11 protein-coding genes are annotated in these 13,040 nt (G+C 66.3%); 9 read left to right on the top strand and 2 right to left on the bottom strand.

All coding sequences use genetic code 11. The annotated features are described in order from the left end of the window. Positions 1-4 precede the first annotated feature (4 nt). The 8 genes from Q0833_RS07890 (at position 5) to Q0833_RS07855 (ending at position 8,573) form a co-directional block, all read left to right on the top strand. The gene (locus Q0833_RS07890; RefSeq protein WP_298432198.1) at positions 5-886 is read left to right on the top strand and encodes an intradiol ring-cleavage dioxygenase; all 882 of its coding nucleotides are present in this window, start codon (positions 5-7) and stop codon (positions 884-886) included. Further along, positions 883-1,710, top strand: coding sequence for a 3-keto-5-aminohexanoate cleavage protein (locus Q0833_RS07885; RefSeq protein WP_298432195.1), 828 nt, complete (start codon positions 883-885; stop codon positions 1,708-1,710). Before Q0833_RS07890 ends, Q0833_RS07885 begins: the two co-directional genes overlap by 4 nt. Positions 1,711-1,951: 241 nt before the next feature. Continuing rightward, a complete protein-coding gene (locus tag Q0833_RS07880) occupies positions 1,952-3,559 on the top strand; it encodes an ABC transporter substrate-binding protein (protein ID WP_298432192.1) in 1,608 nt (535 codons plus the stop codon). Positions 3,560-3,588: 29 nt separating this feature from the next. Next, on the top strand, positions 3,589-4,563 hold the full coding sequence (locus tag Q0833_RS07875; RefSeq protein WP_298432189.1) for an ABC transporter permease: 975 nt from the start codon (positions 3,589-3,591) through the stop codon (positions 4,561-4,563). Continuing rightward, positions 4,560-5,453: an ABC transporter permease gene (locus Q0833_RS07870; protein WP_298432186.1), complete on the top strand. Its 894-nt coding sequence runs from the start codon at positions 4,560-4,562 to the stop codon at positions 5,451-5,453. The genes Q0833_RS07875 and Q0833_RS07870 overlap by 4 nt, the downstream gene beginning before the upstream one ends. Next, positions 5,454-6,428: an ABC transporter ATP-binding protein gene (locus tag Q0833_RS07865; RefSeq protein ID WP_298432183.1), complete on the top strand. Its 975-nt coding sequence runs from the start codon at positions 5,454-5,456 to the stop codon at positions 6,426-6,428. Further along, on the top strand, positions 6,425-7,423 hold the full coding sequence (locus Q0833_RS07860) for an ABC transporter ATP-binding protein (RefSeq protein WP_298432179.1): 999 nt from the start codon (positions 6,425-6,427) through the stop codon (positions 7,421-7,423). The genes Q0833_RS07865 and Q0833_RS07860 overlap by 4 nt, the downstream gene beginning before the upstream one ends. Before the next feature lies 1 nt (position 7,424). Then, positions 7,425-8,573: a Xaa-Pro peptidase family protein gene (locus Q0833_RS07855; RefSeq protein ID WP_298432176.1), complete on the top strand. Its 1,149-nt coding sequence runs from the start codon at positions 7,425-7,427 to the stop codon at positions 8,571-8,573. Positions 8,574-8,669: 96 nt separating this feature from the next. Here the strand turns inward: Q0833_RS07855 and Q0833_RS07850 are convergent, their stop codons facing one another. Both Q0833_RS07850 and Q0833_RS07845 read right to left on the bottom strand, forming a co-directional pair. Then, the gene (locus Q0833_RS07850; protein WP_298432172.1) at positions 8,670-9,962 is read right to left on the bottom strand and encodes an MFS transporter; all 1,293 of its coding nucleotides are present in this window, start codon (positions 9,960-9,962) and stop codon (positions 8,670-8,672) included. A gap of 248 nt (positions 9,963-10,210) precedes the next feature. Further along, a complete protein-coding gene (locus Q0833_RS07845; protein ID WP_298432169.1) occupies positions 10,211-11,797 on the bottom strand; it encodes an ABC transporter substrate-binding protein in 1,587 nt (528 codons plus the stop codon). A gap of 240 nt (positions 11,798-12,037) precedes the next feature. On the opposite strand from Q0833_RS07845, the gene Q0833_RS07840 reads away from it, so the two are divergent. Continuing rightward, positions 12,038-13,036: an ABC transporter permease gene (locus Q0833_RS07840; protein ID WP_298435052.1), complete on the top strand. Its 999-nt coding sequence runs from the start codon at positions 12,038-12,040 to the stop codon at positions 13,034-13,036. Positions 13,037-13,040 lie beyond the last annotated feature (4 nt).

The following is a 13,040-nucleotide window of genomic DNA, read 5'->3' as shown; positions in this document are numbered from 1 at the left end:
GACGATGCGAGAAGACAATCTCGGCTACTTCACCGAAGAGACCTCGGCCGACGTGGTGATCGCGCGGATGGCCGACACGGCCAATCCAAGGCTGGCCGCGCTGATGGCGACGATCATCCGGCATCTGCACGAGGCCATCAAGGAAATGGAGCCGACGCAGGCCGAATGGCTCGAGGCGATCAAGTTCCTGACCGAGACGGGGCACATGTCCGACGACTGGCGGCAGGAGTTCATCCTGCTGAGCGACGTGCTGGGCGTGTCGATGCTGGTCGACGCGATCAACAACCGAAAGCCCAGCGGGGCCTCCGAAAGCACCGTGCTGGGGCCGTTTCACGTGCCGGACGCGCCCGAGCTGCCGATGGGGGCAAACATCTGCCTCGACGGCAAGGGCGAGCCGATGCTGATCAAGGGGCGCATCCTCGACACCGGCGGCCGGCCGATCGAGGGCGCGACGCTCGACGTCTGGCAGACGAACGATGACGGCTTCTACGACGTCCAGCAGAAGGGCATCCAACCCGACTTCAATCTGCGCGGCGTGTTCCGCACGGGCGCGGATGGGCGCTATCATTTCTGGGGCGCGCGACCGCGCTTCTACCCGATCCCTGATGACGGGCCGGTGGGAAAGCTCCTGGCGCAGCTCGGCCGGCATCCCTACCGCCCGGCGCATCTGCACTACATCCTTGAAGCGCCGGGCTTCGAGACGCTGATTACCCACATCTTCGATCCCGATGACACATACATCAACTCGGACGCGGTGTTCGGCGTGAAGCAGAGCCTGCTCGCCAAGTTCGAGTTGATCGACGATCCCGTCCGCATCGCCGCCGAAGGCGCCGCGGGGCCGTTCCACGAGGTCATCCACGATTTCGTGCTGGCGCCGAGCGCATGACGACGCCTTGCATCATCTGTGTCGCGATCACCGGGAGCCTGCCGCGGAAGGCCCATAACCCCGCCGTGCCGATCAGCGTGTCCGAGCAGGTCGAGAGCACCCATGCCGCGCACGAGGCCGGGGCCGCCATCGTCCACGCCCATGTCCGCAACGACGACGAGACCCCGTCCAGCGATCCCGATCGCTTCGCCGCGCTGAAGGAGGGGTTGGAGACACACTGCCCCGACATCATCATTCAGTTCTCGACCGGCGGGCGTTCGGGGGCGGGGCAGGCGCGTGGCGGGATGCTGCCGCTGCGGCCGCATATGGCGTCGCTCTCGGTCGGGTCGAACAACTTCCCCACGCTCGTCTACGAGAACCCGCCCGATCTCGTCGACTGGCTGGCCGCCCAGATGATCGAACATGGCGTGAAGCCCGAGATCGAGGCCTTCGACCTCAGCCACATCCTGCGGGCCGCCGAGATGCACGCGGCGGGCCAGATCGCGGACACGCCCTACGTCCAGTTCGTGATGGGCGTGAAAAACGCGATGCCCGCCGACCGCGAGGTGTTCGACTTCTACGTCCGCACGGTGAAACGTCTTTTTGGCGACGACGCGCCGTGGTGCGCCGCGGGAATCGGCGCGCAGCAGGACGTGCTTAACCGCTGGAGCATCGCGGCGGGCGGGCACGCGCGGACGGGGCTCGAAGACAACCTGCGCCTCTCGCGCGAGGTGCTCGCCCCGTCGAATGCCGCGCTGGTCGCGCGGACGGCGGCGATCTGCGCCGAACACGACCGCCCCGTCGCGACCCCGGCCGAAGCCAAGCGCATCCTCGGCCTCGGCTGAGCGGGCAGGGGGCGTCGGCCCCGGCCCGGCAGACCCTCGACCCATTCCAGACCGACCATGTCCGCGCCCGGTCCCGCCGGCGGCGCGGCCAATCGTCGGATACCGCGCAAAAAATGTGGACAGGTCGGCGGGAACCCCGCACAGTGCATTCAAGAACAACTGTGCGCGGTGCGAACTTCCTCGCATTAAGCCACGACGTGAGCCCGCGTGTCGGCTCGATTGCAGAGAGGAGAATTCGTCTATGTCGAAGATAAATCTGACGATCACGGCCTTCGCCGTGACGCTGGCGATGCCGGTCTACGCACAGGATGTGCTGACCATCGGCGCGCGATCCGAGGCGAGCTCGCTCGATCCCCACTGGACGCAGCTCTCGGCCGACCTCCAGGTGCAGGAGCACATGTTCGAGCATCTCGTCGATCTCGACAGCGCGTCGCAGCCCGTGCCCGGCCTCGCCGTCTCGTGGGAGCCGATCGAAGAGGAGAAGTGGGAGTTCAAGCTGCGCGAGGGCGTGCAGTGGCATGACGGCGAGACGTTCAACGCCGACGACGTGATCTTTACCTTCGACCGCCTGAAGGCCGGCATCGACGGCGCGCCCGCATCCCCCGCCTTCCAGCTCGATAAGGGTGGCAAGTCGTGGGAGAAGATCGACGACTACACCGTCCATATCTCGACGCAGGGGCCCTATCCGACGATGGCCGAGGACCTCGCCATGCTGCCGATCGTGGCCGAGCATGCGGCGTCCGGAGCCACCGCGTCGGTCGATTTCAACTCGGGCGAGGCGGCCACCGGCACCGGCCCGTTCATGTTCGAGGAATACAGCCCCGGCAACCGCATCAGCGTGGTCAAGAACCCGAACTGGTGGGGCGGCGATCCCGGCTGGGACCAGGTCGTGTTCCGTCCCGTGGGCGAAGACAGCTCGCGGCTCGCGGCGCTCCTGAACGGCGACGTGGACATCATCGATTATCCGCCGACCGTCGATCTGCCGCAGCTCGAGGCGAACCCGGACTTCACCGTCTCGACCGTCTCGTCGGACCGGCTGATCTACATGATGCCCGCCTATCGCCACGTCGAGGATTACGTCACCGACATGGACGGCAACCCGCTGACGCCCAACCCGCTGCGCGACATGCGCGTGCGCAAGGCGCTCAGCCTCGCCATCGACCGCGAGGCGATCCGCGACCGCATCATGGGCGGCGCGTCGCTCCCGGCCGCGAACATCGTGCCGCCGGGTTTCTTCGGCCATGTCGACGAGCTCGAGCCCGATGCCTACGACCCCGAGGAGGCACAGCGGCTGCTGGCCGAGGCGGGTTATGGCGACGGCTTCAAGATGACGATCCACGGGCCGAACGATCGCTACATCAATGACGCCCGCGTCATCGAGGCGGTCGCGCAGTTCTGGTCCCGCATCGGTATCGAGACGGCCGTGGACACCATGCCGCGCAACATCTTCTTCTCGGACCTGATCCGGGGCGGCGAGGACAGCTTCCCCGGCTTCGATAGCCCGAAATTCTCGATGTCGCTGACCGGTTGGGGCACCGTGGCGGGCGAGGCGACCTACACCGTCTCGGGCATCCTCGAGACCTACAATGCGGCCACGGGCGGTGGGAACGGCAATTTCGGCCGGTATTCGAACACGGATATCGACGCCAAGTCGATCCTCGCCAAGCAGACCATCGACCGCGAGGCGCGGCTGGAGCTTCTGCAGGACGCCACGCGGATCGCGATGGCCGACTACGCGCTGATCCCGCTGCACTTCCAGGTCAACAAGTGGGCCATGCGCTCGGGTCTCGAGCACACGCCGCGCACCAACGAGCGGACACTCGCGACCGAGATCAAGCGCGTCGAGTGACCTGAACCAACCCGCGAGGCGAAGAGACGATGCTGGAGTTCATCATCAAGCGCATCCTTCAGGCCCTTCTGGTCCTGATCGTGATGACGATGCTGGTGTTCTTCGGCGTCAACGTGGTCGGCAACCCCGTCTACATCTTCGCCTCGTCGGAATGCACGCAAGCCTGCCTCAACGACATCATCGCCAATCTCGGCCTCGATAAGCCGATCTGGGAGCAGTACTGGCTGTTCCTGACGAACCTTCTGCAAGGCGATCTCGGCCGCTCCTTCACCCACGGCATACCGGCCATGACCCTCATCTGGGGACGCTTTCCCGCCACGCTGGAACTGGCCGTCGTGGCCCTCGTCATGGCCGTCGTCCTCGGGCTGCCGATGGGCATGTATGCCGGCCTGAAGCCCGACAGCTGGATCTCGAAGACCATCATGGGCTTTTCGATGGTCAGCTTCTCGGTCCCGGTTTTCTGGATCGGCCTCATCCTCATCCTCGTCTTCTCGGTCTGCCTCGGCTGGCTGCCCTCGATCGGCCGCGGCGAGCTCACCGACGTCTTCGGCGTCGAGGTCAGCTTCCTGACACTCGACGGCCTCCGCCACCTCCTGATGCCCGCCTTCACGCTGTCGCTCGTGATGACGGCGATGGTCATCCGCCTGACCCGCGCGGGCATGCGCGAGGTGCTGCATGCCGACTACATCCGCTTCGCCCGCGCCAATGGCATCGCCGAGCGTCGCATCATCGGGGTCCACGTCCTCAAGAACATCCTCATCCCGATCGTGACCGTCCTCGGGATGGAGTTCGGCGGCGTCATCGCCTTCGCCGTCGTGACAGAGACGATCTTCTCCTGGCCCGGCGTCGGCAAGATGCTGATCGACGCGATCGCGGTGCTCGACCGTCCGCTGATCGTGGCCTACCTCATCTTCGTCGTCGTGATGTTCGTCGGCCTGAACCTCCTCGTGGATATCGTCTATTCGATCCTCGATCCGCGCGTGCGCGTCGGCGGTGACGCGTGACCGCCACGGCCGTCGAGCGCCCCTCCCGCCTGCGCCTCTTCACCAGCGCATTCCTCGCCGTTCCCTCGGCCGCAATCGCGCTCTTCGTGTTCGTTCTCATGGCGGGGCTGGCACTTCTGGCGCCGTGGATCGCCCCGCAAGACCCGTACGACCTCGCGTCGGTCTCGATCCTCGACAACCTTCTTCGACCGGGCGAGCAGGCCTTCTCGGGCATGACGCACTGGCTCGGGACGGACGGGCAGGGGCGCGACATGCTCTCGGCGATGCTCTACGGGCTGCGCATCTCGCTGTTGGTGGGTCTCGCCTCGGGGCTGATCGCGCTGACCGTCGGCACATTGGTGGGCCTCGTCGCGGCGTTCCGGGGCGGCTGGGTCGACGCGCTCCTGATGCGGATTGTGGACCTGCAGCTCAGCTTTCCGACCATCCTCGTGGCACTCGTCCTGCTCGTCATCCTCGGGCGCGGGGTCGACAAGATCATCTTCGCCCTCGTCGTGGTCCAATGGGCCTATTTCGCCCGAACGGTGCGGGGTGTCGCACTGGTCGAGAACGCCCGCGACTATGTCGAGGCGGCGCGCGGCCTGCGGCTTGGACCGTGGCGCATTCTGTTCCTCCACGTTCTGCCCAACTGCCTGCCGACGATCCTCGTGGTCGCCACGATCCAGATGGCGCAGGCGATCTCGCTCGAGGCGACGCTCTCCTTTCTCGGGCTCGGCCTGCCGCCGACGCGGCCCTCGCTCGGCCTGCTGATCGCCAACGGCTTCGACTATCTGCAATCGGGCCGCTGGTGGATCAGCGTCCTGCCGGGCCTTGTGCTCCTCGTCCTCATCGTCAGCGTCAATGTCCTCGGCGACCGGATGCGCGACGTCCTCAACCCACATCTGGACCGCTGAATGGAGACCGTCCTCGATGTCCGCGGCCTCTCGACCTCGTTCTTCTTCGGGGGTGAGGAGGTGCGCGCGCTCCGCGAGATCGACCTCGCCGTCGCGCGCGGCGAGATCCTCGCGCTGGTCGGCGAAAGCGGTTCCGGCAAGTCCATCACCGGCTTCTCGATCACGGGGCTCCTCTCGCCGCCCGGTCGCGTCGTCGGCGGGAGTGTGGACCTGACCGGCACCGATCTCACCGCGCTCTCGCCCGAGGGGCTGCGCGCGATGCGGGGCAAGCGGATCGCGATGATTTTCCAGGACCCGATGATGACGCTCAACCCGGTTCTTCGGATCGAGACGCAGATGATCGACGCGCTCCGCGCCCACGAGACCATCGGTCGCCGCGCGGCCCGCGCCCGCTGCCTCGCCGCGTTGCAGGAGGTCGGGATCGCCGCGCCCGAGGCCCGGCTGCGCGCCTATCCCCACCAGCTTTCGGGCGGGATGCGGCAGCGCGTGGCCATCGCGACGGCACTCCTCCACGACCCCGAGGTCATCATCGCGGATGAGCCGACCACCGCGCTCGACGTCACGATCCAGGGCCAGATCCTGTCGGTCGTCCAGAAGCTTTGCACCGATCGCGGCACGGCGCTGATCTGGATCACCCACGACCTCGCCGTCATCGCGGGCATCGCCGACCGGATCGCCGTGATGTATGCGGGCCGCATCGTCGAGAGCGGGCCGGTCGACGACCTGATCGACGCGCCCGCCCATCCCTACACGCGCGGCCTGATCGATAGCGTGCCGGCCTCGCATCCCAAGGGCGTGCGCCTGCCGCAGATCCCCGGCCGAATGCCGTCGCTGACCGAACTTCCCGAGGGCTGCGCCTTTGCGCCCCGCTGTGCCCGCGCCACCGCCGCCTGTGCCGCGCCACCCCCGGCCGTCGAGATCGCGCCAGGCCGGATGGTGCGCTGCGTCCATCCGCTGACGGAGGGCACGACGTGACCGACGCGCCCATTCTCGAGGTTCGCGATCTGACCAAGGTCTTCGACGGCGGCACGGGCCTGATCGGTCGCGTGCTTGCGCGGTTGGGGCTGGCCAGGCGCCGGGCCGGGGTGCGCGCCGTGGACGGCGTAACCTTTGCCATGCGCCGGGGCGAGGTTGTCGGCGTCGTCGGGGAGAGCGGATGCGGCAAGTCCACGCTGGGGCGCATGGTGGCCGGGCTCATCCAGCCCACGACCGGCGAGATCATCCACGACGGCCACCCGGATCGCGGCGCCGGGCTCGACCGGCAGATGATCTTCCAGGACCCGTTCTCGTCGCTCAACCCCCGCAAGCGGCTGGGCGAGCTGATCGCGGAAGCGCCCCGCGTCCACCGCGTCGTCGGCCCCGATGAGCTGACCTCCTATGTCGAGGCCCTGATGGAGCGCTGCGGCGTCGACCCCGCGTTCCGTGAACGCTTCGCGCACCAGTTCTCGGGCGGTCAGCGCCAGCGCGTCGGCATCGCCCGCGCGTTGGCCGTCAAGCCCGATCTCATCGTCTGCGACGAGGCGGTCTCCGCGCTCGACGTCTCGATCCAGGCACAGATCGTCAACCTTTTCATGGACCTGCGCGACGAACTTGATCTGACTTATCTGTTCATCAGCCACGATCTCGGGGTCGTGCGATATGTCTCGGACCGCGTCATCGTCATGTATCTGGGCCGCATCGTCGAAAGCGGCCCGGCCGAGGCGCTGTTCGACGCGCCGAACCATCCCTATACCCGCGCGCTGATCGAGGGCGTGCCCCGGCTCGACCGCCGCCGCATGACCTACGCCCCGATCGAGGGCGACATCCCGTCGCCCATGGACCCGCCGTCGGGTTGCCATTTCCACCCGCGCTGTCCCTTCGCGATGGACCGCTGCCGGGTCGAGGCGCCCGCGCTGCGCGATCTGGAGGGCGACCGACGGTCGGCCTGCCACCTCAACGACGAACCCACTCAGCTTTTGAAGGAGGCCTGACATGGCGAGCTATCAGGAACGCATGGCGAAATACCGCGAGATCATTGCGGGCAAGGCGGATCTCGTCTTCGTGCCGATCGGCACCGATCTCGACTATCTGACCGGGCTTCACCGCGACATCCCGAATTACGGCCGCAACCTGCATCCCGGCATGTGGTTGGAAGGCGCGTGGCTGTCGCCCGATCACGACCCCATTTTGACTCTGCCGCGCATGACGGTCGAGTTCGGTTCGGCGTGCGGCATCGAGGGCCATGACGTTCGCGTCCTCGGCGACTGGGACGACCCGGTCGACATGGTGCGCGGCATCCTCAAGGAGCTTGGGATCAAGGACGACGCGACCATCGCGACCTCCGACGATGCCGAGGCCGAGAGCCTGATGGAGCTGCAGAAGCTGGTGCCCGGCGCGCGCTTCGTGTCGGCGACCGACATGCTCCGCAAGCTCCGCGTCATCAAGGATGCCGACGAGATCGAGAAGATGCGCCAGGCCGGCGCCATGACCGAGGCGGCCTTCGCCGAGGTGGTCAAGAACCTCAAGATCGGAATGACCGAGCTCGATGTGTCCTCCGAGGTGGATTACCAGCTCAAAAAGCAGGGCTCGCTCGGGCCGTCCTTCACGACGTCGCTCTACAACACCGGGCCGAACCATCCGATCCTCTTCGGGCGCAAGCTGCAAAGCTGGCCGCGCGTGCTGACGGCGCCGGTATCGGTTCTCTTCGACTTCGGCGCGATCCATGACGGGATGTGCTACGATTTCGGGCGCACGGTGTCCTTCGGCGCGCCCAATGCCGAGCAGATCAAGGTCCACAAGCTCATCATGGAGAGCCAGCACGCGGGCATCGCCGCATTGAAGGCGGGGGCCACCACCTGCGAGGCGGTCGACAAGGTCGCCCGCGACGTGATCGCGGATGCGGGCTACGGCGACAGGTTCCGCCACCGCCTGGGCCACGCGATCGGCTGGGACGTCCACGAGCCGCCCTTCCTGACGGCGGGCGACGAGACTCCGGTCGAAGAGGGCATGATCTTCACCATCGAGCCCTCGATCTTCCAGGAGGGTAACTTCTCGGCCCGCGTCGAGGATTGCATCGTGGCTCGTCCCGGCGGCGGCGAGGCGCTGACGAGCGGCTGGCAGGACCTGACCGTCGTGGAGTGACGCGCGGCGATTGAACAGCGAGGGGCGGTCGCGGTGGCCGCTCCCTGGGCGTCGTGGTGCGGTGCCCAGTCCGGCCCGATCCGAGCGATGTCGCCCTCAGCTATCCGCATCCGTGGCCAGCCGGCTGGCCAGCACGAGGATCAGCATCACCGCAACGATCAGGAACGCCGCACCGACCATCCACGCGATGGGCGTCGAGTAGATCTCGGCGACGGCTCCGGCCAGAAGCAGGCCGAGCGCGGCCCCCAACTGCTGTATCAGCGATCGCAGGGATAGCATGGTTGATCGCTGACGGTCTTCCACGCAGCGGTGCAGAATGCTGCTGGCGGGCGTCTCGCTGACACCAAGGATCACGGAGTATAGGACGAAGACCGCCACAAATCCGACGATACCGCCTTGCAGCGCCAAGGCGATCTGAGCCGCCGCCAGGCACGCAAAGGTCGCGGCCAGCGTCACGGCGTGCCGCCGTCTGAAGATCCGGCTGATATGCGGAGACAGAAACGCGCCGAACGCGATCGAGAAGAAATAGGTCGCGGTCACGACGCCGATGACGGTGTTGGCAAGCCCCCCGTCCAGCATCGGCTTTGCATGGGTCGGCCAGATCACCTCGACCGGGTTGGTCGCCATCAGGAAGAAGGCCAACGCCGCCAGAAGCAGCGACAGGGCGGGGTGCTTCAGCGCAAGGAGGCTCGCGTCGCGTATCACCGTCGGGACATTGGCGAAGCCGCGCACCAGAGCCGTGGCGTTCATCGGACTCGGGGCTTCGACGATGGCCCACATCGTGAAGACGAACACGCCGAGCATGACGCAGAAGCTCGCCACGTAGGACACATCGTAGATGCTGAACCCAAGGTCTGTCGCGACCTCGCCCAGAATGTCGGGCAGGAGCCCGCCCAGGACGGCACCGATGGCCAAACCTATGGCATTGGCCCATTGCGCCTTGGCCAGTGCGGGCTGGACGTCCACATCGGGCGCGTCGGCCTTGAAGGTCTCGACGAACCAGGCATCCAGCGTCCCCGACCTGAGCGCCCGTCCGAACCCGATGAAAGCGAACGACAGCGCGAGAACATGGAAGTCGCTCGTAGAGAGGAACAGGGCGAGCGAGATCAGGCTGGCGACGACCGCCGTCAGGAAGACCGGCTTGCGCCCGATGCTGTCGGCAAGGCCGCCGAACGGCAGTTCCATCGCCATCGTGGTGAGCGAGTAGATACCGAAGAGAAGTGAGATCTGAAAAAGGTCCATGCCCCGGTCGGTCAAGGCCAGGGCGACGACGGCGACGGTCAGTCCCATCGCCAGACGGTCTAGGAACTGGTGGAGCTGAAACACGCGAATGTGCCGTCGCGCCGTCGCGTTCAGTGCCGCGGAAGAAAACTCGATCTCGGTGGCCATCTATGCTGCATCGCCGTTGGCGCCGACTTGCACAACAGGTTTAGCGGGCTGGACCCGCGGGTGCGCTGCATCGCGAATGCTCGCGGACGCGGTGCGAAGCTCCGGTCAGTCCCTCAGATCCGGCGTCCGCGCCCTGTGGTGGCCGAAGTCGTTTACGGCCGGATACGTCGGCACGCCCACGAGACCACGGCCGGACATAGGAAAGGGCGGCCACCGGGGCCGCCCTTCGCAGTTTCATGTCGAGGAGATCAGTTCTTCTCGACCAGCCGGTAGAACACGAAGTCCGAGGTGGCACCATTGACGTAGCCCGACACGTTCTCGGCCATGCCGACCTGGTAGGACGCCTGGAACATGATCATGATCGGTGATGTCTCCTGGATGCGGAGCTGCAGGTCGGTGTACATCGCCTCGCGCTTGGCGGGGTCACTCTCCTCCAGCGCGGCGCGCGTCATCTCGTTGAGCTCCTCGGGCACGGCCCAGGAGTTCCGCCACGTGGTCGTCGCGGCATAGGCGTCCTGATCGTTGTTGGAGTTGTACGAGAACGCCTTGGCGTTGGAATGCGGGTCCATGAAGTCCGGACCCCAGTAGAGCATCGCCGCCTGGTGCTTGCGCTCGCGGTACTTGGTGATCATCTGCGCGGTCGTCGCACTGGTGATCTCGAAGTTGATCCCGACCTCGGCGAAGGTGTTCTGGATCGCCTGCGCCATGTCCGTGAAGGGCTGCGCCGCGATGGTGTCCAGCGTCACGTTGATCGGCAGCTCGACGCCGCCGTCCTCGAGTATCTGACGCGCCTTCTCGGGGTCGTAGCTGTAGGGCGTGTCGGTCACCGCACCCGGAAAGCCCTTGGGCCACCAGGACTGGTGGATCTCCATCTGGCCCTTGAGGAAAGTGTCGGTCATGCCCTCGTAGTCGATCAGGTAGCGCGACGCCTCCCAGAGCGCCTCGCTCGTCAGTTCCGGGACATTCTGGTTGAAGACGAGGAAGTGGATCGCGGCCTGCGGGAAGACCTCGACCCGTGCGCCGTCGCCGCTCATGGAATTCACCTGGTCGGGCGTCAGGTTGCGGGCCATGTCCACGTCACCCTGCTCCAGCAGGAGTTGCTGGGTCGCGGGCTCGACCGTGTGGCGGATCACCACCTGCTCGATCTTGGGGCCTTCCTTGAAGTAGTTGTCATAGGCCGTCATCCGAACCAGTTCGGACGGCCGATACCCGGCCAGCATGAACGGCCCGGTCCCGGCGGAGTTCTGGTTCAGCCAGGCGTTCCCCTGATCGCCGTCCACCTCGTTGGCCATCACGAGGGCCTTGTCGACGATGGAGGCGGGGCGGGCGGCCAGCACGTTCAGGACGAAGGCGGGTGAATAGTCCCCGGCATATTGCACGGTCACCGTGTTGCCGTCGGCGGCGACCATCTCCTCGACATTCTCGGGCGTCCAGCCGAGCTGGGTCAGGATGAAGGCCGGGTTCAGGTTCAGGTCGACCACGCGCTTGAACGAGAACACCACGTCCTCGCCGCGCACCGGGTTGCCGGAATGGAAGGTCGCGTCGCGCAGTTGGAACGTGATCGTCTTGTTCTCGGGATCCGTCTCCCAGCTTTCGGCCAGACCGGCGGCGAGGACCGTCGGGTCTTCGGCATCGTACTGCACGAGGCGGTCATAGATGTTGGTCAGAAGCTCGCCCGCGGTGAACTCATAGGCCTGCGCGGGGTCGAGCGCGACGATGTCGTCAATGTTCTGCGCGACCACCAGCATGTTGTCCGGCGTCTCGGCCAGCAGGGCCGGCGTACCCATCGGCAAGACCAGCGCACTGGCCAGAATGGTTGATCGGATGAAACGCATGGGGTTCTCTCTCCTGTCAGGGGGATGCCGGAGACGCGGCCGGGCGGGCGATCCGCCCCTCGCGTATCCGGTCCGACTTAATTCGTCCGACTAAACCAAAAGCGCTTGCGCAATCCAAGAATTATCTGAACTTTCGTTCTTATAGCGAACAAGAGGACCGTCATGAGCGCCGAGACCGCCGTCACGAGCTCGCCATCCGCGCGGATGGGCACGTCGCGATCCCGCGGCGCCGACCGTGCGATGCGGGCGGGGGCGATGACGCTGGTGATCGTGTTGACCTTCCTCGGGCTGATGGCGATCACGTTCTTCATCGGGCGCGTCATGCCGATCGACCCGGTGCTGGCCGTGGTGGGCGAGCGTGCGACGATCGAGACCTACAACCAGGTCCGGGCCGAGATGGGGCTCGACGATCCGCTGCTGGTGCAGTTCGCGACCTATGTGGGCGACGTGTTGCGCGGCGACCTGGGCATGTCGATCACCACGGGCCGCCCGGTGATCGAGGATCTGGGCCGTGTCGTGCCGGCGACCTTCGAGCTGGCGACGATCGGCCTGATCGTGGGCGTGGCGCTCGGGCTGCCGATGGGGGTGCTGGCGGCCTACCGGCAGGGCTCGTGGGTCGATCAGGTGATCCGCGTCCTCGGCCTCGTGGGCTACGCGGTTCCGGCGTTCTGGCTGGGGCTGGTGGCGCTTGCGGTGTTCTACGCAGGGCTCGGCTGGGCGGCGCCGCCGGGGCGGCTCTCGATCTTCTTCGAGGGGCTCGTGCCGACGGTGACGGGCGTGATGCTGATCGACGCAGCCTTCGACGGCCAGTGGGACGTGTTCCGCAACGCGGCGCATCACATGGTGCTGCCCGCGCTGATCCTCGGCTTCTACAGCCTTGCCTACATCTCGCGGATGACGCGGTCGCTGATGCTGGACCAGCTGGGGCAAGAGTACCTGACCACCGCCCGCGTCAAGGGCATGAGCGAGTGGCGCGTCATCTGGGTTCACGCCTTCCGCCCGATCCGCATCCCGATCATCACGGTCGTAGGGCTCAGCTACGCGTCGCTGCTCGAAGGCTCGGTCCTGATCGAGATCGTGTTTTCCTGGCCGGGCATCGGCAACTACCTGACGAACGCGCTCCTCAATGCCGACATGGCCGCCGTCCTCGGCGCGACGCTGGTGATCGGGACCGTGTTCATCGTCATCAACAAGGGGTCGGACATGCTCTACCGCGTGCTCGACGCCCGAAGCCGCTAGGGAC

Source organism: uncultured Jannaschia sp. (assembly GCF_947503795.1).
Lineage (GTDB): Bacteria > Pseudomonadota > Alphaproteobacteria > Rhodobacterales > Rhodobacteraceae > Jannaschia.
This window is presented reverse-complemented; position numbering and strand designations above follow the sequence as displayed.

Excerpts from the sequence above, each read along its gene's own strand:
- Q0833_RS07890 (WP_298432198.1), top strand. The coding sequence starts at position 5 with ATGCGAGAAGACAATCTCGGCTACTTCACCGAAGAGACCTCGGCCGAC.
- Q0833_RS07885 (WP_298432195.1), top strand. The coding sequence starts at position 883 with ATGACGACGCCTTGCATCATCTGTGTCGCGATCACCGGGAGCCTGCCG.
- Q0833_RS07880 (WP_298432192.1), top strand. The coding sequence starts at position 1,952 with ATGTCGAAGATAAATCTGACGATCACGGCCTTCGCCGTGACGCTGGCG.
- Q0833_RS07875 (WP_298432189.1), top strand. The coding sequence starts at position 3,589 with ATGCTGGAGTTCATCATCAAGCGCATCCTTCAGGCCCTTCTGGTCCTG.
- Q0833_RS07865 (WP_298432183.1), top strand. The coding sequence starts at position 5,454 with ATGGAGACCGTCCTCGATGTCCGCGGCCTCTCGACCTCGTTCTTCTTC.
- Q0833_RS07855 (WP_298432176.1), top strand. The coding sequence starts at position 7,425 with ATGGCGAGCTATCAGGAACGCATGGCGAAATACCGCGAGATCATTGCG.
- Q0833_RS07850 (WP_298432172.1), bottom strand. The coding sequence starts at position 9,962 with ATGGCCACCGAGATCGAGTTTTCTTCCGCGGCACTGAACGCGACGGCG.
- Q0833_RS07845 (WP_298432169.1), bottom strand. The coding sequence starts at position 11,797 with ATGCGTTTCATCCGATCAACCATTCTGGCCAGTGCGCTGGTCTTGCCG.
- Q0833_RS07840 (WP_298435052.1), top strand. The coding sequence starts at position 12,038 with ATGCGGGCGGGGGCGATGACGCTGGTGATCGTGTTGACCTTCCTCGGG.